This window comes from Parabacteroides sp. 52 (genome assembly GCF_010500925.1).
GTDB lineage: Bacteria > Bacteroidota > Bacteroidia > Bacteroidales > Tannerellaceae > QVMG01.
In genome coordinates, this window is sequence record NZ_QVMG01000013.1 from 26965 (window position 1) to 50670 (window position 23706).

Below are 23706 nucleotides of genomic sequence, written 5' to 3' on the forward strand. Positions count from 1 at the left end.
TAATCCGATGAAAGATATAATACACGATATCGTTCTAAACAAACGCATAGAGATAGCCCGGCAGAAAGAGGCTATCCCTTTACAGACCTTACTCGCATTGGGGGGCAACCGCTTGGAGCGCGACACCTATTCTATGCGGGAAGCCCTCGCCGCCTCTTCTTCCGGTATCATTGCCGAATTCAAGCGCAAGAGCCCCTCCAAGGGATGGCTACACCCCGATGCAGACGTGAACCACATCGTCCCTGCGTACGAAAAGGCGGGGGCTGCTGCCTGTTCGATCCTGACTGACAGTACATTCTTTGGAGGGTCTTTGGGTGATTTACAAAATGCCCGCAAACGGGTCGACCTGCCCCTGCTGCGGAAAGACTTTATCATCGATACCTACCAATTATTCCAGGCACGCGTCATGGGAGCTGATGCCATCCTATTGATCGCCGCCTGCCTCAGCCCGGAAGAATGCAGGTTCTTGGCTGAGACTGCCCATACACTGCAACTCGAAGTATTGTTGGAGATCCACAACGAAGCTGAACTCAGCCATTTGAACCCCTACATTGACATGCTCGGAGTAAACAACCGGAATCTGGGAACCTTCCATACCGATTTAAAACACTCTTTCCGCCTTGTGGAACATATAAAAGAATATACAGAAAAACAAACACAGGGCAAGTCTCCTTTATGGGTGGCCGAAAGCGGCATCTCACAGCCTGAGGCTGTCATCGAACTACGCCAGGCCGGTTTCCGTGGCTTCCTTATAGGAGAGACCTTTATGAAAACGCAAAACCCGGGACATACATTGTCTACATTTATAGGAGGATTAATATGATTATCAAAGTATGCGGTATGCGTGAAACGGAGAATATCCGACAAGTAAGCCAAACTGGGATCCATTGGATCGGTTTTATCTTTTACGATAAATCCCCCAGACTATTCACCACCGAGGAGGAGGGAAAAGAAATACCTCTTACCCAGGCTTCCCGCGTCGGTGTATTCGTCAATGCCAGCCTGGAGCAAATGATAGAAACAGCAACGAAATACCAATTGCATTACCTGCAACTGCATGGAGACGAAACACCTGAAGTATGCCATCAGTTACAAAAACGTGGCTTCTCACTTATCAAAGCATTCGCCATTGCGACCCAACAGGATCTGCAAAAAACAGGGGCCTATGAAGGACGTGTCGACTATTTCCTTTTCGACACCGCCTGTGACAATTACGGAGGATCCGGTAAACTGTTCGACTGGTCTGTGTTGGAGAATTATAAAGGAAACACCCCTTTCATTCTCAGTGGCGGTATAAAGCCTGAAACCGCAGAGGCCATCAACCGGTTCACGCACCCGCAATTCGCCGGAATCGACCTCAACAGTGGTTTCGAGAGCGCAGTGGGAAAGAAAGACATAGAGAAACTCCAACACTTTCTCTCCTCCCTTACCTGCCGAACATTTTCGGACGACTCCAACAACTGAGAAATAGGTACACTCTATTTTCTAAAATTCAAAACAGCTTCTTAAACAAAATAATTAATAATAATATGAATCGTATAAATCATCTATTTCAGACAAAGAAAGAAGGAATCCTTTCCGTTTATTTCACAGCCGGTTACCCGCAACTGGATGCTACCGTAAAAGTGCTCAGCGAATTACAAAACAAAGGTATTGACATGGTCGAAGTGGGCATCCCTTTCTCCGACCCGATGGCAGATGGACCCGTGATACAGGAATCTGCTACAGAGGCCTTGCGTAACGGTATGTCACTCAAACTGCTTTTCGAACAACTGCGTGACATACGCCCGGCTATTACCCTGCCGGTTCTCCTGATGGGCTATCTCAATCCAATCATGCAATATGGATTCGAACGTTTCTGTCAGGACTGTGTGCGCACAGGCATAGACGGTATGATCATTCCCGACCTGCCCTATGCCGATTATATGAAAGACTACAAAGCTACTGCCGAACGTTATCAGCTCAAGATAATCATGCTTATCACTCCCGAAACATCCGAAGAACGTATCCGCCGGATCGATGAAAACACAGACGGATTCATCTATATGGTCTCCAGCGCTGCCACCACAGGGGCACAAAACAACTTCGACGAAGAGAAACAAGCCTATTTCCGCCGGATCAACAATATGCATCTACGCAATCCCCGGTTGGTGGGCTTCGGCATCAGTAACAAAGCAACTTTCGACGCTGCCATTACCCATTCTTCCGGAGCCATTATAGGCAGTAAGTTCATTCAACTATTGAAAAGTGAATCCTGCCCGGCCGAGGCCATTGATAAATTAAGGCAAATGATAGATGCTGTTGAATAAATCAAGGGTTTATTCTATTGTCGATGGGCATCGACAGTATTGCCGATGCTCTTCAACAATATTGCCGATGCGCATGGACAATGTTGCCGATGCGCATCGGCAACAGAATTCCCCCCCCAAAAAGAGGTATTGCCTGTACGGGCAATACCTCTTTTTTAATTGAAAATTGAAAATGGAGAATGGGAAATTAGTTGAAGAGGAGTTTCAACACGGAGGCACGGAGTTTAGAGAAGATAGAAAAAATATATAATAAAATGAAACACAGCAAAATTGGATGTCACAAGACAGAACACAGTGAGATAGAAAGAAACCCTGAAAGGGTTTTAGGTGAATAAGTATTAAAAAGTAAAGGAAAGCGGTACACGTAATAAGTACGGGTTCCGGATAGGTATATATAAGAGGAATACATAAATAAGGGATTAGGTGTTCGAACTCCGCTTATTACCGGTATTTGGCCTTTGACAGAGGTTATACTTTTGCTTGCGTAAGCTTACAGACGTATTGTCAATTGACAAGAAGAGAGAATGAATCATTTATTATTAACAAGCGCTGATCGCTCAATAGGGTGTGAAGCCATTAAAAAAGAAACATTATGTCAGTAAAATTTAAATTATTAAAGCAAAAGAATCTGGGCAACGACAAGGATACTGTTCCTGAAAAAGTATATGCCCGGGAAGTGACAACCGACAAGATCGATTTTAATTATTTATTGGAAGAGATTGCCGCCTCCGGTATTCCGTCCAACCAGGTAAAAGGGGTACTCGATCGTATGAATTTCCTGATCCGTCAGCACCTTTCAGCAGGACATATCGTACAATTTGGGGAGCTGGGTAATTTCCGGTATGCTTTGGGATCGACCGGTGCAATGAGTGAAGAAGAGTTTGACGCTGACCTGATCAAGAATCCGAGAATCGTTTTTTATCCGGGATCGACCTTGCAAAAGGCGCGTAAAGCGAGTGAATTCGAACGCCTGGAACTGAAAAAGGAGGAGAAGCAGGATCCGGAGGATGAAGAAGAAGGGGGCATTTAAGCTCTAAACTGAAATGACGAGGCTGTCCCCATTTATCAGGGAGACAGCCTCGTCTCTTTGAAAAAAGAAGAACCGCACATACGATCCTTCTTTGCTTGCGTACGTTTACTGCAGCGAGGCGTTCCGGATTCAGGTGGTCAATTCGTCCTTCACAACGGCCATCATGCCATCCACCTGTGCCAGGGCATACATACGTCCCAGGAAAGAATAACCGGGGTTATACTCTTTATCCCCATCACCAAGCATCAGTTTGCCATGATCCACACGCATAGGAAGCGCCGGATTTTCTTTTTCGAAGATACGGATCAAGTCTATCAGACGTCCACGCCCTCCCAAATGAGAAGCCTCTATAAAGTTCCCATTCTCATACACATCGGTACTCCTCAAATGCACAAAGTGGGTACGTTGAGCAAAACGTTCGGCCAAGACAGGCACATCATTATGCAGGCCGGCACTCAAAGAGCCGGCACAAAAGGTCAATCCATTGTTCGGACTATCCACCGCCTTTAGAAACCAATCGATATCCTCTGCCGAGGTGACAATCCGGGGCAATCCCAATACCGGAAAAGGAGGATCATCCGGATGCACACATAGATTGACCCCGTATTCTTCCGCTGTGGGTATAACCTGTTTCAGAAAATATTTCATATGCGCACGCAACTGCATTTTATCGATTCCTTTATACAACGTTAACAGGCGGTTAAAGAGAGCTACCGGGGCTTTATCACCTTCTTGGATGTTTCCATTAATAAACCCTTGGGTCTTCACAATAATGGTATGTATCAACTCTTCTTTTTCAGCTGTCGTAATGACTTTATCCAGGGCATATACATCCTCCATTTCTTCTTTTGTATAATCCTTTTCTGCCCCTTCCCGCTGGAGGATAAAGCAGTCAAAATACGCAAAACGGATCTTATCAAAATACAGGGTATAGGTTCCGTCCGGGTTCTTCTTGTTCAGGTCTGTCCGGATCCAATCGATAACAGGCATGAAGTTATAACAAACCGTTTTTATACCGGCTTTTCCCAGGTTGGCTAAGCTGATCTTATAGTTTTCAATGAGTTGATCTCTTTCTTCTCCTCCATATTTGATTGCCTCAGAGACAGGCAGGCTTTCCACTACCGACCAACGCAAGCCGGCCTTTTCTATATATCCTTTTAAATCGAGGATGGCCTCCGATGGCCAGATCTCCCCATTCGGTATATCGTGTAAAGCGGTAACTATGCCTTCTACACCTATTTGGCGGAGCATATCCAGTGTTATTTTATCTTTCTTTCCAAACCAGCGCCATGTCTTTTCCATTCTCGTTGTATTATGAATTAAGTTTTTACGGGGGTAAATATAGTGAAAGCTGAGCGCAGCGCCAAACTTGTTTAAGCAGCATCCTATATTACCGAAGCGCATCCTATATTCTACAAATAGATGGAAAGCTCAACTAATTCAAAACAGTTATTGTTGTATATACATTATGAAAATCATATTATAAACAATAAATCATGGAATGGATAGTAAACACAATGCAAAATGCGCCGGAGTTAGCCATATTTCTTACATTGGCATTAGGATTTGCTGTTGGTAAAATAAAAATCAAAGGCTTCAGTCTGGGCTCCGTCACCGGGGTATTGTTGATGGGGGTATTGGTTGGACAATTCGGTTTTAATATTTCCCCTACTGTCAAATCGACATTCTTTTTAATCTTCCTCTTTGCGGTGGGTTACAGTGTAGGACCCCAGTTTGTGCATTCACTGAAAAAAGAAGGATTGCCTCAGATAGCATTTTCCATACTCGTGTGTGCAGCCTGCCTATTGACAGCCTGGGGAGCGGCTGTTATTGCCGGATTCGATATCGGAAATACGGTCGGACTACTGGCCGGAGCCAATACGATCTCTGCCGTTATCGGGGTAGCGACCGACACCATCAATCAATTAGGCATCAGCGCCGAACAGAAACAAACGTATCTGAATCAGATCCCTGTGGCCTATGCCGTCACCTACATCTTCGGCACCGCCGGAACGGCTTGGTTCCTGGCTTCTATCGGCCCCAAACTGCTCGGCAAAGATATTATCCGGCAAACCAAAGAATATGAGGCCTCTCTGGGAGGTAGCCTCCAGGAAGAAGATGCCAGTATGGAATATGCTTACGATGGTACCACCTTCCGGGTGATCGAAGCAGACAGTGAGTTTTTCCAACAACCACGTACGGTGGAGGAAGTGGAAAAGATACTGTTAAAAAAAGGATGGCCTGTATATATTGAACGCATCCGCCCCGTAAAAGGAGATATCCTCCAGGAGCCGACTGCCCAAGACAGGATCCGTAAAGGAGACAGATTGGTTCTGAATGGCCCTATCGACAGCTTACTCGCTGATGCCTCTTTTATCGGAAAAGAAGTGGCCGACATCGAATTATTGGACTTTAGAGCCGAAGCATTAAAGGTCATTGTCTCCCAAAAAGAAGTCATAGGTATGACATTACAGAAATTGAAAACCTGTAAACAACGCCACGGGGTTATTATCCGCAAAATTCACCGGGGAAAAGCGAACCTGCCTCTCCTAAGAAATGTAAGACTTCAGCGGGGGGATGTTGTTGAGATGGAAGGACGTAAAGCGGATGTAGATCGTTTTGCCCAATATATGGGGTATGCCGAACGTCCGACCCATGCCACTGATATATTATATGTCGGAACAGGTATTTTCCTGGGAGGATTATTGGGTTCACTGGCTATACGCACAGGTAATATTCCTTTGAGTTTAAGTGCCAGCGGCGGGGTATTGATTATGGGTATTGTCTTCGGATGGTTACGTTCTCTCAAACCGACATTCGGAGCTGTTCCCGAACCTGCCATATGGCTAATGAATAACCTGGGATTAAATGTCTTCATTGCCGTGGTAGGATTAACCGCTGGACCGGATTTTATTGCCGGGCTGAAGGCTTCCGGTATTTCTTTATTTGTAGCCGGTATTTTTGTCAGTATCATTCCTATGTTTATTGGCCTTTTATTGGGGCGTTTTGTCTTCAAGTTTCATCCGGCCATAACCCTGGGAGCCTGTGCCGGAGCACGTACCACCACAGCAGCCTTAGGGGCTATTGAAGATGCAATCCAAAGCAAAGTGCCAGCCCTCTCCTACACAACAACCTATGCTATCGGTAATACGTTATTGATTATCTGGGGGGTGGTGATTGTTTTCCTCATGCATTAATACCTTTTATATGTCTCACAATTAATAATTACAACTATGGATATAGCTAAATTAAAGACCACCCGTCGCCGGGAACAGCAACTGGAGCAATTAAGTCCTTTTGAGTTAAAAGACAACCTGATAAAGCTGGCTTCCGACCAGCAAAAATCGCAGGTCAAAACCATGTTAAATGCCGGGCGTGGCAATCCAAACTGGACAGCCACCGTTCCGCGGGAAGCCTTCTTCACCCTCGGACAGTTCGGTATTGAAGAATGCAAACGCAGTCTGTCCGACACAAGTGGCTTGTCCGGTACACCTCAACTCAAAGACATTGCCGAACGATTCGAGCTTTTCTTACGTCAAAACAAGAATCTTCCCGGCATCGACCTATTGAAAAATATGTATACATATGGTATTGAAAAGCATCACTTCAATCCGGATGAATGGGTATTCGAACTGGCAGAAGGAATTATCGGTGACCAATACCCCAGCCCTGTACGTATGCTCAAACATACGGAGATCATCGTGCACGATTACCTGATACAGGAGATGTGTAACAACAATCCCCTACGCAGTGGAAAATATAATCTCTTCGCTGTAGAAGGAGGTACGGCCGCAATGTGTTATATATTCGATTCATTGGTTGAAAACCGTCTGTTAAAGAAAGGAGATCGCATAGCCTTAGGCGTGCCGGCCTTTACACCTTATCTGGAAATCCCGCAGTTGGAACGGTATCAGTTTAAGGTGACCTATATCTATGGTTCGGCTAAAGACGAAGAAGGCAACTCCAATTTCCAATATCCCAAATCCGAACTGGATAAACTGGGAGATAAATCCATTAAAGCCTTTTTTATTATCAATCCAAGTAATCCGACATCGGTTGAGATATGCGACAGCTGCCGCAAATACCTGGTCAAGGTTGTCAAGAACCTGAATCCCAACCTGATGATTCTTACCGATGATGTATATGGCACTTTCGTAGAAGGATTCAACTCACTCATGAATGAGTTACCGCAAAATACCTTATGTGTCTATTCGTTTTCCAAATATTTCGGGGCCACCGGATGGCGTTTAGGTGTTATTGCCTTGTACGAAGACAATATCTATGACGATATGTTATCAGCTCTTCCGGAGAAGGACAAGCAGAAAATGGCGAAGTTGTATGAAAGCTTGACCCTCTATCCTTCCAAATTGAAATTCATCGATCGTCTTGTGGCAGACAGCCGCCAGGTGGCCTTGAACCATACAGCCGGATTGTCTCTGCCGCAACAGATGCAGATGTTACTCTTTGCAGCATTTGCCTTACTGGATACGGAGAACAGGTATAAAAATGCATGTAACACCTTGATACATCATCGTTTTGATCTTCTGTGGGAAGGCTTGAACATTCCCGTTCAACCGGATCCGGAACGGGCCGGTTATTACAGTGAAATAGATATTCAGGAATGGGCCTTCAAGAACCATGGAAAAGAATTTGTGGCTTTCCTGGAAAAGAACTTCGAACCGGTGGATATCGTATTCCGTCTGGCAGAAAAATCATCGATCGTCTTATTGAACGGAGGAGGTTTTGCCGGTCCTGAGTGGTCGGTACGTGTTTCCCTGGCTAACCTCAAGGATGAAGACTATAGTATAATCGGTAAGGAACTGGCCGAAACCATGCAAGAATATGTCGAAGCCTGGAAAAGTACACAACAGAATTAATATTCATTTTACCAATCACTTAAATAAAAAATCATATGAAAACAATGCATTTAAAACGATTCTACAGTCTATTGATTGTGGTTTTATTTATTGCTGTTGCCGGACAGGCACAAGAGAAATCGACTGTATATATATTAGCTACCGGGGGCACAATCGCCGGACAAGGTGCCAGCAGTACTTCATCCGGATACAAATCCGGTGTGATCACCGTAGAGCAATTGTTAAGCGCAGTACCCGGACTGGATCAGGTCGCAACCATTCAGGCGGAACAGGTAGCCAATATTGGTAGTCAGGATATGAATGACCAGGTATGGTTGACATTGGCAAAACGCTGCAACGAGTTGTTGAGTCAACCGGATGTAGATGCCATCGTCATCACACACGGGACAGATACACAAGAAGAAACAGCGTATTTCCTGAATCTGACGATAAAAAGTGAAAAACCGGTAATCCTGGTTGGCTCCATGCGCCCTTCTACGGCTATCAGTGCCGATGGACCACGGAACATCTACAACGCTGTTGCCTGTGCTGTCGACAAAGAGTCCAGAAACAAAGGAGTAATGGTCGTTATGGATGATAAAATACTGGGAGCTGATGACCTGACAAAAACCAATACATTGTATGTAGAAACTTTTCAAAACCCCAATTACGGCCCTTTAGGTATCGTCTATAATGGTAAGCCTATTTATAGCCGTGAATCAATCAAACGCCATACGGTAAATTCCGAGTTTGATGTGACTCACCTGGATACATTACCTCCCGTGGAAATCATACTCAGTTATTCCAATGCCTCGGCATTATTTATAAACGCGGCTATCTATGCCGGAGCCAAAGGCATTGTGACGGCTGGCGTAGGTAACGGAAACGTGACAACGGTTATGCAAAACGCCATGGCGGATGCAGTCAAAAAAGGGGTGGCTGTCGTCCGGTCTTCCCGTATCATGACAGGACCGACAACCCAATGGGATGAAGTAGACGATGACACATATGGCTTTGCCACTTCCTGGTTTATTAACCCCTATCGCTCGCGCGTCCTACTGATGCTTGCATTGACAAAGACGAACGATCCGAAAGAGATCCAACGTATGTTTGCTGAATACTAAATAAAAAAACAATGGTTATGAAACGATTTCATCTATTTATAGGCATATGCCTGTTTGGCATCCCAATATATGCCCAACACAAAGACAGTGAGACAATCCTGCAACGTATCATTTGGGATGACAAGATGTTGAACATTATGGTAGATACACGTGTCGATTACCAAATGGATGGGGAGAAAGACAAACTGGAGGATGCTTTCTTTCATGGACATACACTCAAACTCTGGGTGGCAGGTGAAATCATTCCGGGTATTCGTTACCGGATAAGACACCGATTAAACAAACCACAAACGCCTCTGCGGGAAGGGTTTTCAGGAGCTACCGACCATGCCTGGATCGCCTTCGACGCCGGTAAAAGATGGACCTTTACCATCGGTAAACAATCGGTTCAGTTGGGTACCTTCGAATACGATTACAATCCGGCAGATATTTATCTGCCAACGATGGTATATAACGACTTCGATGGATATAAACTCGGTCTGAATGTGGCTTATCATTTCCTGGGGCAAACATTGAATGTGCAATTCGTCAACTCGGATGCTCCTCAATTTGCCTCGGAAGAGTACAAAAACAAATCATTGGGCATAAATACGTTATGGGAAGGAAATCTGTTTAATGGCTTATTGAAGACCCGATGGGGATATGGCGCTTTTCAACACAAGAAAACGAAGTTCTACAACTGGATTACGGCCGGTACCCAAGTCAACGTAGGTAAAATAACGGCTGAATTGGATTATTACTACGGAAACCGCAATATGGATTACGGAGCCGATGTAAATGATACCGACCTGGGTACCCGCTATGTAAACGACCAGTCTGCCGCTGTGAACATAAAATACAATGCCGGCAAATGGAAACCTTTTATCAAAGGGACCTGGGATCAACGCCGTGACAAGGTATATGCAAGTAATGCCTATGAAACTCTGGGCATACAGGCAGCGGTAGAATTTTATCCTTTCACGAATCAATACATAAAAGACCTGCGTTTTCATGTCTTATACGGCTATTCTTCCATGAATTTTCAGGGACATTTCAGTCTACAGGATACTAAAAACAAACATACGGCACTCATTGGTACCCGTTGGTTATTTAAAGCCAAATAACAGTTGCCTCTACACTTTTGTTAGAGATATTTTAGTGTTGATAGCTATCGTCAGTACTGATGATAACTATCGTTACTACTGACGATAGCTATCGTTACTACTGACGATAGCTATCAACACTAAAATTGTCCCGACTTTTTCTTATCTTTAGGCCTTTAAATTGAAAAAAATATGTTCCGTAAACTTGTAGCTATAGAACCCATAAGCCTGACACCTTCGGCAGAGAAAGAATTGTATTCTTTTGCAAATGAAGTAATTATACACACAGACATACCAGCAGACGACGACGAAATAGCCGCCCGCATAGGAGATGCAGACGCAGTACTTTTGAGTTATACCTCGCACATCAACCGTTCGGTCTTGGAAAAATGTCCGTATGTCCAATACATTGGTATGTGCTGTTCCCTCTATTCACCGGAAAGTGCCAATGTGGATATCCATTATGCCAACGAACAAGGCATTACCGTTACAGGGATCCGCGACTACGGCGATGAAGGGGTGGTCGAGTATGTCATCAGTGAATTGGTACGCTGCCTGCACGGCTTTCAACAAGAACCATGGGAAGGTATGCCGCGTGAGATTACCGGATTGAAGGCCGGCATTATCGGACTGGGCAAGTCCGGTGGCATGATAGGAGACGCTCTGAGGTTCTTTGGTGCCGACATTTCCTATTTTGCCCGGAGCGAAAAAGAGGATGCCCGGGCCAAAGGGTATCGTTTTTTACCCCTGGACGAATTACTTTCCACCAGTGAAGTAGTCTGCTGTTGCCTCAATAAAAACACCGTTTTACTACACGAGGCCGAGTTTAAACGATTAGGGAATAAGAAGATACTATTCAACACAGGACTGTCACCGGCATGGGACGAGTCCGCTTTTACCCAATGGTTGGAAGGGGATAATCTTTGTTTTTGCGATACGGTCGGAGCATTAGGCGGCACACACCTACTCCACCACCCTCATGTACGCTGCATGCAGGTATCGACCGGCCGTACCCTGCAGGCGTTTGACCGCCTGAGTGAAAAGGTATTGGCCAATCTATCAGAATACAATCGGTGAGGTGATATTAATCAGGGTATTCACAACCGACCATCCGGCGATATCCGCGGTGGCACTATAGACGTCTACAACAGCATGTACCTGCTCGTTCTTGATCTCTACCCGTTGGGTGTCGCCCACAAATCCGGGGGTAGACTGCATACGCACCTGCATATTTTCCGGGCCAACCGACGCCAGGGAAGCGGCAACGGCTACATTGACCTTGGTGGGAAACATCTGTATGGCTTCGGTCGCATTTCCTGAGAAGACGATGCGTTGTTCCGTCTGCAAAGCATCGTCATAAACGGCTGTCCCTTTCAAAGCGTTCGGTCCTTTCTCATTGAAGAAACGGGCAGAGGCATTGCCCATCAAAAAGGCTGTTCTCAACACATCAAACCCGCCGGTAGCCCCCGACACAGGGTATACCCTCTTTCCGTTTGCCCGGGCAGCCTCCTGTACCTCCTGGTAAAAGGCCGCATCGGCCAAAGCGCCTATCGACAAGGTGATGATAGAGGTACCATTCTGCAACGCAGGCAAAGCTATTTCTCGCATCGCTGCCGGAGAAGCGGATTCTACCAGATAGTCAGGCTTTAATGCCAACAACTCCTGCCAGCTTCCACAGGCCACACAAGATCTTCCGTGTTGCTGCATCTTCATCACTATACGCTCTGCTTTTGCAACTGTACGCGAATAAACACCAATCAAATCATATTCAGGCAACAAGCCTTTGACAACTGCATCCGCTACAATATCGGCCAGTCGTCCACATCCGACAATAACTAACTTATTCATGCGGGCAAAGGTAATAATTGAACCCTAAATTAAAAACATCGTTGGTTTTATCTTTCTTTCTTCAACAATATAAGGTATTTTTTTACCTTTGTGATTCAATTTAAAAACACTATTAAAGAAAGAAACTATGAAACCTACTTTGTTTGTTTTGGCCGCCGGAATGGGTAGCCGTTACGGAGGATTAAAACAATTGGATGGATTGGGTCCAAACGGTGAAACAATTATGGACTATTCCATCTACGATGCAATCCGTGGTGGATTCGGAAAACTGGTATTTGTTATCCGTGAATATTTTGAAAAAGATTTTCGTGAAAAGATCGTTTCAAAGTATGAGAATCATATTCCGGTAGAAGTTGTATTCCAGGAACTGGATAAACTGCCGGCAGGATTTACGGTACCTGAAGGACGGGAAAAACCCTGGGGAACCAACCATGCCGTACTGATGGGAAAAGACGTGATCAACGAACCTTTTGCTGTAATCAATGCAGACGACTTTTACGGACGCGACAGCTTCGCCGTCTTGGGCAAACAACTCTCCCAGATGGAAGGAACTAAAAATGATTATTGCATGATTGGATACCGTGTTGGAAACACCTTGAGTGAAAGCGGTTCCGTTGCCCGGGGTGTTTGCGAAACCAATACTGAAGGGTATCTGACAGGCGTAGTGGAACGTACGGCTATCGAAAAGATTGATGACGAAATCCAGTTCATCGACGAAAACGGTCAAAAGGTCGTTCTTACTCCCAATACACCCGTTTCGATGAATATGTGGGGATTCACTCCCGACTATTTCAAGTATTCGGAAGACTACTTCATTCACTTCTTGCAAGCGAATATGGGTAATCTGAAAAGCGAATACTTCATTCCATTGATGGTCAATGAGCTCATCACCAAAGGAACTGCCAAAGTAAAAGTACTGGACACCACTTCCAAATGGTTCGGTGTAACCTATGCGGACGACCGTCAGGGGGTAGTAGATAAGATCCAAGCCTTGGTAGACGCCGGTGAATATCCGAATAAATTATTCTAATAACCAATTTTAGAGGTAATGAAAAGAGATACTATCATTTTTGACATTATTGAGAAAGAAAAGCAACGCCAATTGAAAGGGATTGAGTTGATTGCTTCAGAGAACTTTGTGAGTGACCAGGTGATGGAAGCCATGGGCAGCGTTCTAACCAACAAATATGCGGAAGGGTATCCCGGGAAGCGTTATTATGGGGGATGTGAAGTAGTCGACCAAAGTGAAACCATCGCTATTGAGCGATTGAAAGAACTCTTCCATGCAGAATGGGCCAACGTACAACCTCACTCAGGGGCACAAGCGAACGCAGCCGTATTCTTAGCCTTGATGAATCCGGGAGATACCTTCCTCGGATTGAATCTCTCCCATGGCGGGCACTTATCTCACGGTTCACCTGTAAACAGTTCCGGTATTCTTTATCACGCCACGGAATACAATGTAAAAGAAGATACAGGTCGGGTCGATTATGATCAGATGGAAGAAGTAGCTCTGCGTGAAAAACCGAAATTAATTGTAGGAGGAGGTTCGGCTTACTCCCGCGAATGGGATTACAAACGGATGCGTGAAATAGCGGATAAGGTAGGTGCTTTATTGATGATTGACATGGCTCACCCGGCCGGGTTGATTGCAGCAGGCCTACTGAACAATCCGTTAGAGTATGCCCATGTGGTCACTTCGACTACACACAAAACCTTACGCGGCCCGCGCGGAGGTATCATCCTATTGGGTAAAGACTTTGAAAACCCCTGGGGTAAAAAGACTCCCAAAGGAGAGATTAAGATGATGTCTCAGTTATTGGATTCCGCCGTATTCCCTGGTATCCAGGGAGGACCACTGGAACATGTGATCGCAGCGAAAGCGGTTTCTTTTGGAGAAGCATTAGAGCCGGGTTATAAAACCTATCAATCCCAAGTAAAAGCCAATGCTGCCGCATTAGCAAAGGCGTTTATGGACAAAGGATATAAAATCATTTCCGATGGAACAGACAATCACAGTATGCTGATCGACCTGCGCACCAAGTTCCCAGAACTTACAGGTAAAGTAGCCGAGAAAGCATTGGTTGCTGCCGACATTACCGTAAATAAAAATATGGTACCCTTCGACAGTCGCTCTGCTTTCCAAACATCCGGTATCCGGGTCGGTACACCGGCTATCACAACACGGGGTGCCAAAGAACCTTTAATGGGTGAGATTGTAGAACTTATGGATACAGTCTTGGCGGCACCTGCATGTGATAAGACGATTCAGTCTGTGCATGAGAAGGTGAACAACATCATGAAAGACTATCCTCTTTTTGCCTGGTAAGAATCAAAACAGAATTGAATAAGGGGGTGACCTCCCGGTCGCCCTCTTTCTTTTACTTCACACGTCAAACAATCAAAAAACAATAAAACATGAAAAAACTCTTTGTTACACTCTGTGCCGGCATGGCACTCTGCCTGTTGCCTTCCTGTGAGGAAGTCCCAACCAAACAAATGTCTTACAACCAAGGCATCAACATCATTCCGGCTCCTGTCAGCCTGGTGCAAAACGAGGGCAGTTATAAACTGAAGAAAAACACAACCTTCTTCGCAACAACAGATGAAGCAACAACAGTTGCCAAGTACTTTGCTTCACGTATGCAGACAGCTACCGGTTACTCTTTTCAGATAGACAACACGGAAGATTTAAAAGATATATCTTTACTAATTGATAAAACCCTGGAAGTAAACGAAGAAGGATATACATTGGAGGTTACTCCTAAAGGGGTTATCATTAAAGCACAAACAGCCCAGGGTCTATTCTACGGTATGCAAACATTTTTGCAATTATTGCCGGCAGAGATCGAGAGCCCTTCTGTGGTAAAAGGCATTGCCTGGACCGCCCCTGCCGTAACAATAAAAGATGAACCTCGCTTCGGATACCGGGGTATAATGCTGGATCCCTGTCGTCACTTTATGCCTTTGGAATATGTAAAGAAACACCTGGATGTATTGGCGTTATTCAAGATAAATCGTATGCACTGGCACCTCACCGATGACCAGGGATGGCGTATTGAAATAAAAAAATACCCCAAATTGACCGAAGTGGGTGCCAAACGTATCGAAGGAGAAGGGTTTGAACACGGTGGATATTATACGCAGGAAGAGATAAAAGAAATCGTTCAATACGCTGCGGATCGTTTTATCACAGTGATCCCTGAAATAGAATTACCGGGACACGAGATGGCTGCTATTGCCGCTTATCCGGAACTGTCTTGCAAAGGAGAGCCGGGAACCCCTCGTATCATCTGGGGCGTGGAAGACATCGTCTTATGTGCCGGCAAAGAAAGTACGTTTGAATTTCTGGAAGATATATTTGCCGAAGTCGTTCCACTTTTCCCCAGCGAATATATTCATATTGGTGGGGACGAATGTCCTAAAAAAGAATGGGCTAAATGTCCTTTATGCCAGAAACGCATCAAAGAAGAAGGATTAAAAGCAGAACACGGTCACAGTGCGGAAGAACGTCTGCAAAGTTATTTCGTACAACGGATGGAAAAGTTCCTGGCAGAGAAATACAATAAAAAAATTATTGGCTGGGATGAAATATTAGAAGGCGGTCTGGCTCCTACGGCTACGGTGATGTCCTGGCGCGGAGAAGCCGGAGGTATTGCTGCAGCGAGCATGAATCATGAAGTTATTATGACTCCGGCAGGAAACGGAATGTATATTGACACTTTCCAAGGAGATCCCAAGATCGAGCCGGTATCTATCGGAGGATATAACTTATTGGAGAAAGTATATAACTACAACCCGGTACCGGACACTTTGATGAAACAGGACAAAGGACATTTCGTCAAAGGAGTACAGGCGAACACCTGGTCTGAATATATGTACAACGAAGACATCCGCGAATATCGTATCTATCCCCGTGCCTTGGCCCTGGCAGAAATAGCCTGGACTGCTCTGGACAGAAAAGATTATAAAGATTTTGAACGTCGCATCGAGAATGCCTATGTACGTTTGGACGGGCATGCCATCAATTACCATATTCCACAGCCGGAACAGCCCAACGGTTCATGCAACTTTGTAGCTTTCACAGATAAAACATCCCTGACTTTCAAAACAACCCGCCCGATCAAGATGGTATATACATTGGACGAAAGCGAACCGACACCGGAATCTACTATTTATGAGAGTCCGATCGAATTCACAGAGTCAGCAATCCTAAAGATTCGTTCCGTCCTGCCTTCCGGCAAGATGAGCCCTACCCGTACAATCGCAGTGGAAAAACAAACGTTGCTACCTGCAAAAGAGGTAGAGAAGGTAAATCCGGGATTAAAGATGGAAGTCACCTATGGGTATTTCCTGGATGTGGAACCACTCAAAGAGGCTAAAGAATGGAAAACATCTACAATCAAGTCTCTGCGGGAAATCAGATCCGTTGAAAAGACAGACGAATCCATGCGTGGCGTTAAGCAATATGCATCTGTAGCTACCGGTTATGTGAATATACCCGAAGACGGCGTCTATTTCATTTCGTCAGATAATGAAGAGGTATGGATCGACGGTAAGTTATTAGTGAACAACAAAGGAGAAACGAAACGTTTCTCCCGGCATGACAATTCGATAGCCCTGGCGAAAGGATTGCACGAAATAAAAGTCGTATTCCTGGGACATATTATCGGAGGATGGCCTTCAAACTGGAACACCGGACAAGTATCTTTGCGTAAGTCTGATGCAGAGAAGTTTAGCCGGATTACACCTGAAATGTTATTCTATTAATAGAATAGAAACAAAATAAAAAAGGCGTTAAACATACGGACGTATTTATACTTCCGTATGTTTAACGCCTTTTTCATTCCCTATCCTCTTCCTAAGGCCTATGTATTTTATATACAAAGAAGAAAACATCGATTCATTAAAACAGGCTTTTCATTAAAATAAACTTAAATTGACTGAGAAAAACTTCTCCTGTTTGAACTTTATTAATACATTTGTCTAATAAACATATTTAAGAAAAGCATAGTCGCCTAATGGACAATTTAGCCTCTGATTATAAAGTATTAATCGTTGATGATGTGCCCACAAATGTGATGTTGGTACAGGCCATTCTGAAAAAAGAAGGATATACCATTCTTACTGCCGACAATGGGGCAAAGGCTTTAACCTTAGCCAAAGAGCAACATCCCAATCTTGTATTATTGGACATTATGATGCCTGAAATGGATGGTTATGAGGTCTTGCAACATCTGAAAAGTAATCCGGAGACGAATGATATTCCTGTCATCATCATGTCGGCTTTAAGTGATATGCAAAGTATTGTCAAAGGATACCAATTAGGAGCAATTGAATATGTTACCAAACCTTTCCAACGAGAAGAATTATTAAAGCGTGTATCTCATCGTTTTGAGCTCTTTAGCATCAAACGAATCAAACAGGAACTGGAAAATACGATTGAGTCGCGTGATACCCTTTATTCCGTAGTGGCACACGATCTACGCTCACCTCTTGGTTCTTTAAAAATGATGATCAATGCAATCCTGCTGATGGTTGATAAGCGAACTGTCGGAGAGGAGGTATACGATATGTTGCAGATGATCAATAAAACATCGGAAGAGATCTACCTTTTATTGGACAACTTATTGAAATGGGCCAAAAACCGACTGAAAAGACAAAGTATATACAAACAACAAATAGATGTTAACAGCATCATATCCAGTACAGCCGATATCTATACATCCATGGCGCAACAAAAAGGAGTCTCTTTAATACAAGAAGGGCTTGAATGCAAATTGGAAGGGGAAGTCGATATAGATATGTTGAAAACCATCGTAAGAAACTTGATCTCCAATGCCATAAAATTCAGCTTTACTGGAGGAACCATCACAATCAGTTCCCGCACCGAAGGGGATTATATAATTGTCAGTATAAAAGATACCGGAAAAGGCATCAAAGCAGAAGATCAAAACAAACTGTTAAAACAGAATACACATTTTACTACCTACGGCACAGACAACGAGAAAGGCTCCGGATTGGGCCTGATGCTAATAAAAGACTTTATTGAGTTACACAGAGGCAAACTTTGGTTTGAATCAGAAGAAGGAAAAGGTTCTACCTTTTTCTTTTCAATCAAAGCATTGAATTCGGAAGAATAAGAAAATGACAATTCTTCGTTTATGCCTTTCGTAAAAAAGGCACTACACCCCTATTCTACTTTCGGAAGTATCTTATTCAAGAGATAATATCCGCATACACCGGAAATAAAAGAACCGGCAAACACACCCAGTTTGGCTTGATTCAATAGGTCTGTGCCCGAAGGGGTTGTAACATCGAAAGATAGATTCGCAATAAACAAGGCAACCGTAAAACCAATACCTCCTAACATAGAGACTCCAAACAGGCTTTTCTTCGTCATGCCCAACGGCATATTCGCCCAGCGATAACGCACAAAGAGATAAGAGAAAGAGAATATACCCAGAGACTTACCCAGAAACAATCCCAGGAATACAGCCAGAGGCACATTCAATAAAGAAGCCATCGGAATATCCCCGAAAGTCACACCTGCATTCACAAAAGCAAAGAGGGGAAGTATCAGATAATTAACCAACGGATGTAATTTATCGGCAATACTTTGAAGCGGACTGATCGTCCGGTCTGCCAGGGAATGAATACTGTTGAGTACATGTATTTGCGTCGTCGTCAGAACAGCCGCATTGCGTGAATGTCGCACTTCTGTAAAATCAAGCATATCCAGATGCCCTTTCATATTCTGGGTGAAATGATTCAGATTGATAACCGGTCGGGCAGGCACCATAAAAGCAATTAACACACCGGCAATGGTCGGATGAATGCCGGATTCCAGAAAAAACATCCACACCAAAAAGCCTACGGCATAATAAAAGAAACTATTGTTAATCCGCATCTTCCCTCCTATATACAACACCAACAAAAGAGCCGCCGATATAAGTAAGGCTTCATAAGCAATATGACCGCTATAAAACAAAGCGATAACAATAATCCCCCCTATATCATCGACCACAGCCAAGGCAGTCAGGAAGATACGCATGCTTAAAGGTACCCGTTTGCCTAGCGCTCCCAACACAGCCAGGGCAAAAGCTATATCAGTTGCCATAGGTATAGCTGCTCCCCGGATCTCCGGCAAAGAGTGGCACACAAGCATATAAAAAAGAACCGGGACAATCATGCCTCCAAAAGCTGCAACCACCGGCAAGATAGACTTGCGGACAGAACTTAATTCACCTATCAGGATCTCCTGTTTTATCTCCAGACCTATTAAAAAAAAGAAAACAGCCATCAAGGCATCATTGACAAACGCCAGCATAGACATTGGTTCGCCATGATGGGTAAAAAGTGTAATATTCCCTATATGGAAGTTTATCGGAAAAGCCAAAAGGTCATGATAGACAGATGCCCAAGGCGAATTGGCAAGAATCATTGCCAAAAGGGTGGCAGCAAACAAAAGTAGACTCGCATTTGGCTTTTGGATAGCAAAACGGCGAAGCGGTTTAAGAATAACTCGAATCTTTCTTTCCATAAATAAATTAGATTACCAAAAGGTTCATTTTTCTACCTCTTCCTTATATGTTTCATAGCTTTGGTATTTTACCTCTTCCATAAGGGTAAAGGCTCACCACATATAAGTTCTATTTTTGCAGTAAAGATATTAGTTTTCTCTAAAAAAGTCACTATACACAACCTAAAAACGAACGAAAACCTTTACTGTAAAGACTCTGGATCCTTCAAATAAGCTGTTTCGACCTTTAGTAAGCGATTCTTTAACTTTTCAGCTTCTCCTTTACGAATGCGCAGGGTCATCTCGCAATTCATATCAAAAGATTGGGATACAATCTGGGGATTATCCTCTTTTACGATTCGCATAATACCATTCAGATAAGGATATTCAAAAGAAACGGTTATATCCTCATCCACCGTTCGCTCTTCTATCTCCGCATGGGCAATCGCATCAGCCGCTGCCGCCCGATACGCCACGATCAAACCACTGGTACCTAATTCTATTCCTCCAAAATAACGAATCACCAAAATCAAGACATCTGTCAATTCGTTGGAGTTAATCTGTCCCAATATCGGTTTGCCGGCCGTAGATGAAGGTTCGCCATCATCATTTGCCCGGAAGACAGCCCGCTCCGGACCTAACATATAGGCCCAACACACATGCCGGGCGTCAAAATATCGTTTCCGGTATTTATCCACCTCTGCCTTCACCTCTTCTACCGAACGGACCGGTATGATATAAGAAATAAAACGACTTCGCTTCTCCGAATAAAACCCTTCGGCAAGGGATTTGACGGTCTTGTAACTATCTTCTATCATACAAATTAATCCGGGATCTTGGTTTTATCGACCTCCTCCCGGTAAGCCCGGAAGTCTTTCATTATCTCTTCAATCTCTTCGATAAAATACGGATCTTTTACTTTTTCCTTTACCGCTTTAGAGTATGCTTCAATTGCCGCCAGGGCACAAATATCCTGACCACGCAAGACGAAATAGGGTTCTTCCTTTTCGAAGCATTGCTTAATCATCTGAATGGGATTCTTCATCTACTTCTTTTTTGTTTAATTATCCTTTTATTTTCCGCCTAATTCCTCTTTCAGGAAGGAAGATGTAAAGCCGACACCACTCACAGCCAATGCCTCCGGTGTACCGGCAAACAACAATTCTCCGCCCCGGCGGCCACCCTCCGGTCCCATATCAATAATGTAATCGGCACTTTTTATAACATCTAGATTATGCTCTATCACAAGAATGGTATTGCCTTTCTCTACCAATTTATTCAAAACACCCAATAAGACACGGATATCCTCAAAGTGAAGCCCGGTGGTTGGTTCATCCAATACATACAATGTTTTGCCCGTATCCCGCTTGGCTAATTCCGTAGCTAATTTCACACGCTGGCTTTCTCCTCCGGACAAAGTGGTCGAAGGTTGTCCCAGTTTGATATACCCTAACCCGACATCCTGCAACACTTTTATCTTAGCCAATATATTCGGCTGATTCTCAAAGAACTCAACAGCCATATTGATGGTCATATCCAATATGTCAGCAATCGACTTCCCTCTAAACCGGACCTCCAGCGTTTCCCGGTTGTACCTCTTTCCATGACATTCTTCACAGGGCACCAGTACATCCGGCAGGAAATTCATCTCTATCGTCTTATAACCATTGCCTTTACATGTCTCACAACGTCCACCGGATACATTAAAAGAAAAACGACCAGGCTTATATCCCCGTATTTTAGACTCGGGAAGTTCCACAAACAGGTTACGGATATCGGAAAAGACACCAGTATAGGTTGCCGGATTGCTCCGGGGAGAACGTCCGATAGGAGATTGATCCACGTTCACAATCTTATCCACATATTCGATGCCTTCGATAGAAGCATAAGGCAAAGGATCTTCCAGGGAGCGGTAGAAATGCTGACTCAGTATCGGTTGTAATGTCTGATTTATCAACGTCGACTTACCACTACCCGACACCCCGGTTATACAAGTCAGGGTACCCAATGGAAAGGTAACATCCACATTTTGCAGGTTATTCCCCGATGCCCCTTTGAGGGTTATTTTTTTCCCATTTCCTTTTCTACGTTCGGCCGGCAGGGCTATCTCCTGTACTCCGTTCAGGTATTCGGAAGTGAGTGTTTTTGCTTGCAACATCTCTTCCGGCGTTCCCACAAAGACCACCTCCCCTCCCAGACGGCCAGCTTTCGGTCCCATATCTACGACATAATCGGCATGGAGCATCATATCTTTGTCGTGCTCCACCACCACTACGGAGTTACCGGTATCCCGCAACTGTTTAAGGGACTTTATCAACCGTATATTATCCCGTTGATGCAGACCGATACTCGGCTCATCCAATATATACAGGACATTCACCAATTGGCTACCTATCTGCGTTGCCAGGCGAATACGTTGACTTTCTCCCCCTGATAAAGTAGCCGAAGCCCGGTTCAGAGAAAGATAATCCAACCCGACATCCAATAGGAAGCTGAGACGGGAACGAATCTCTTTCAATATCTCAACAGCAATTTGTTTTTGTTTGACATCCATCTTATCCTCTACCCCCTCTAACCATTCATAGAGTTCGGATATATCCATGGCGGCCAGTTCGGCTATATTCTTTCCTGCCACGAGATAATGGAGTGCTTCTTTGTTCAGTCGTTGCCCCTTACATTCGGGACAGGTCGACATTTTGATAAATTGTCCGGCCCATTTCTGTGCAGAAGCAGAAGCCTCTCCTTCCTGTTGCATCATAATGTATTTGGCCACCCCTTCATAGGTCAGGAAATAATTAGATCTTCCCAACGATTCGTTCTTTATCTGTAAACGCTCATCCGTTCCATGCATGATCTCCTCCATCGCTTCTTCAGGGATCTCTTGAACAGGAGTCTTAATCGTCACACCATATTTCTCGCAGATCGCTTCAATCTGCCAAAAGAGAAGGGCGTTGCGGTATTTCCCCAAAGCCACGATTCCTCCGTTGTAAATACTCACCGACGGATCCGGCACGATCTTCTCCATATCCAGGATATTCACTTGCCCCAACCCTTTACATTTCGGACAAGCTCCTTGCGGAGAATTAAAAGAAAAATTATGGGGTGCTGGTTCACTGTAAGAAAGTCCGGTTTGGGGATCCATCAAACGGCGACTGTAATGGCGTACTTCCCCTACCTCAGCATCTAAGATCATCACCAGCCCGTCTCCCTGCTTCATACCGACTTTCAGACTCTCTTTCAACCGGCGTTCATCCGAGCGGGCTACTTTCAATTTATCAATGACCACCTCGATACTGTGCATCTTATACCGATCCAGTTTCATACCATGATGCACTTCTTTCAATTCACCATCCACCCGGACATTCAGATAACCTTTCTTTCTTACCTGTTCGAACAATTCTTTATAATGTCCTTTCCGGTTGCGTACCAAGGGGGCTAACAAATAGATCTTTTCCCCTTCGTATTCATCCAGAATCAGCTTTAAGACCTGTTCCTCCGTATATTTCACCATCTTTTCTCCACTCAGGTAGGAATAGGCCTCTCCCGCTCTTGCATACAACAAACGGAAAAAGTCGTATACCTCTGTTGTCGTTCCTACTGTGGAACGTGGATTCCGGTTGGTCGTTTTCTGTTCAATAGAGATGACAGGACTCAGTCCGGTTATCTTATCCACATCAGGACGTTCCATATTACCCAGGAAATTACGGGCATACGCAGAAAAGGTTTCTACATAACGCCGCTGCCCTTCCGCAAATATCGTATCGAAAGCCAAAGAAGACTTACCGCTTCCACTCATCCCCGTGATTACAGTCAGTTTATTTCGGGGAATGGTTACATCTATATTTTTTAAGTTATGCACACGGGCACCCAGAACAACAATCCGGCCTCCCTCAATCTTCTCTATTTCTTTCTCTTCGTTCATTTATTTATTCATT

At 44.4% G+C, this 23706-nt stretch carries 19 protein-coding genes; 13 read left to right on the forward strand and 6 right to left on the reverse strand.

Annotation, left to right across the window (positions count from 1 at the left end; genetic code table 11):
- The first annotated feature begins 7 nt into the window (after positions 1-7).
- From trpC to D0T51_RS08790, 4 genes are all read left to right on the forward strand, one after another.
- Positions 8-823, forward strand: a complete 816-nt coding sequence (gene trpC / locus D0T51_RS08775; protein WP_163728084.1) for an indole-3-glycerol phosphate synthase TrpC — start codon at positions 8-10, stop codon at positions 821-823.
- Positions 820-1464, forward strand: coding sequence for a phosphoribosylanthranilate isomerase (locus tag D0T51_RS08780; RefSeq protein ID WP_163728087.1), 645 nt, complete (start codon positions 820-822; stop codon positions 1462-1464). Before trpC ends, D0T51_RS08780 begins: the two co-directional genes overlap by 4 nt.
- A 65-nt stretch (positions 1465-1529) precedes the next feature.
- Positions 1530-2309: a tryptophan synthase subunit alpha gene (gene trpA, locus D0T51_RS08785; protein WP_163728090.1), complete on the forward strand. Its 780-nt coding sequence runs from the start codon at positions 1530-1532 to the stop codon at positions 2307-2309.
- 592 nt (positions 2310-2901) lie between these two features.
- Positions 2902-3339, forward strand: a complete 438-nt coding sequence (locus D0T51_RS08790; protein ID WP_163728093.1) for a DNA-binding protein — start codon at positions 2902-2904, stop codon at positions 3337-3339.
- 129 nt (positions 3340-3468) lie between these two features.
- Here D0T51_RS08790 and uxuA read toward each other — a convergent pair whose 3' ends face one another.
- Positions 3469-4641 carry a mannonate dehydratase gene (gene uxuA / locus D0T51_RS08795; RefSeq protein WP_163728096.1) on the reverse strand — a complete coding sequence of 391 codons (1173 nt, stop codon included), beginning with the start codon at positions 4639-4641 and terminating at the stop codon, positions 3469-3471.
- Between the two features lie 194 nt (positions 4642-4835).
- Between uxuA and aspT the strand changes: the two genes are divergently transcribed.
- The 5 genes from aspT to D0T51_RS08820 all read left to right on the forward strand — a co-directional run bounded on the left by aspT (position 4836) and on the right by D0T51_RS08820 (position 11478).
- Positions 4836-6536, forward strand: coding sequence for an aspartate-alanine antiporter (gene aspT / locus D0T51_RS08800; protein ID WP_163728100.1), 1701 nt, complete (start codon positions 4836-4838; stop codon positions 6534-6536).
- 36 nt (positions 6537-6572) lie between these two features.
- Entirely contained in the window at positions 6573-8216 is a 1644-nt protein-coding gene (locus D0T51_RS08805) for a bifunctional aspartate transaminase/aspartate 4-decarboxylase (protein ID WP_163728101.1), read from the forward strand.
- 44 nt (positions 8217-8260) lie between these two features.
- A complete protein-coding gene (locus D0T51_RS08810) occupies positions 8261-9319 on the forward strand; it encodes a type II asparaginase (RefSeq protein ID WP_163728166.1) in 1059 nt (352 codons plus the stop codon).
- 17 nt (positions 9320-9336) lie between these two features.
- Positions 9337-10422: a porin gene (locus D0T51_RS08815; protein WP_163728104.1), complete on the forward strand. Its 1086-nt coding sequence runs from the start codon at positions 9337-9339 to the stop codon at positions 10420-10422.
- 171 nt (positions 10423-10593) lie between these two features.
- Positions 10594-11478, forward strand: coding sequence for an NAD(P)-dependent oxidoreductase (locus D0T51_RS08820; protein ID WP_163728107.1), 885 nt, complete (start codon positions 10594-10596; stop codon positions 11476-11478).
- Here the strand turns inward: D0T51_RS08820 and D0T51_RS08825 are convergent.
- Entirely contained in the window at positions 11461-12249 is a 789-nt protein-coding gene (locus tag D0T51_RS08825; RefSeq protein WP_163728109.1) for an aspartate dehydrogenase domain-containing protein, read from the reverse strand. The two genes, D0T51_RS08820 and D0T51_RS08825, sit on opposite strands and share 18 nt — an antisense overlap.
- A gap of 127 nt (positions 12250-12376) precedes the next feature.
- Between D0T51_RS08825 and D0T51_RS08830 the strand changes: the two genes are divergently transcribed.
- The 4 genes from D0T51_RS08830 (at position 12377) to D0T51_RS08845 (ending at position 18392) form a co-directional block, all read left to right on the forward strand.
- Entirely contained in the window at positions 12377-13279 is a 903-nt protein-coding gene (locus D0T51_RS08830) for a nucleotidyltransferase (protein ID WP_163728111.1), read from the forward strand.
- 18 nt (positions 13280-13297) lie between these two features.
- Positions 13298-14578 carry a serine hydroxymethyltransferase gene (gene glyA, locus D0T51_RS08835; protein WP_163728114.1) on the forward strand — a complete coding sequence of 427 codons (1281 nt, stop codon included), beginning with the start codon at positions 13298-13300 and terminating at the stop codon, positions 14576-14578.
- A gap of 89 nt (positions 14579-14667) precedes the next feature.
- The gene (locus tag D0T51_RS08840) at positions 14668-17019 is read left to right on the forward strand and encodes a family 20 glycosylhydrolase (protein ID WP_163728115.1); all 2352 of its coding nucleotides are present in this window, start codon (positions 14668-14670) and stop codon (positions 17017-17019) included.
- Between the two features lie 251 nt (positions 17020-17270).
- Positions 17271-18392 (forward strand): hybrid sensor histidine kinase/response regulator, encoded by a 1122-nt coding sequence (locus D0T51_RS08845; protein ID WP_163728117.1) that lies wholly within the window; start codon positions 17271-17273, stop codon positions 18390-18392.
- A 50-nt stretch (positions 18393-18442) separates the two neighbouring features.
- Here the strand turns inward: D0T51_RS08845 and nhaA are convergent, their stop codons facing one another.
- The 4 genes from nhaA to uvrA all read right to left on the reverse strand — a co-directional run bounded on the left by nhaA (position 18443) and on the right by uvrA (position 23693).
- Positions 18443-19792: a Na+/H+ antiporter NhaA gene (nhaA, locus tag D0T51_RS08850; protein WP_163728119.1), complete on the reverse strand. Its 1350-nt coding sequence runs from the start codon at positions 19790-19792 to the stop codon at positions 18443-18445.
- A 182-nt stretch (positions 19793-19974) separates the two neighbouring features.
- Positions 19975-20589, reverse strand: a complete 615-nt coding sequence (locus D0T51_RS08855) for a YigZ family protein (protein ID WP_163728121.1) — start codon at positions 20587-20589, stop codon at positions 19975-19977.
- Between the two features lie 5 nt (positions 20590-20594).
- Complete coding sequence (locus tag D0T51_RS08860; protein ID WP_163728123.1) at positions 20595-20816, reverse strand: hypothetical protein; 222 nt, start codon at positions 20814-20816, stop codon at positions 20595-20597.
- A gap of 27 nt (positions 20817-20843) precedes the next feature.
- A complete protein-coding gene (uvrA, locus tag D0T51_RS08865) occupies positions 20844-23693 on the reverse strand; it encodes an excinuclease ABC subunit UvrA (protein ID WP_163728125.1) in 2850 nt (949 codons plus the stop codon).
- Positions 23694-23706: the final 13 nt, after the last annotated feature.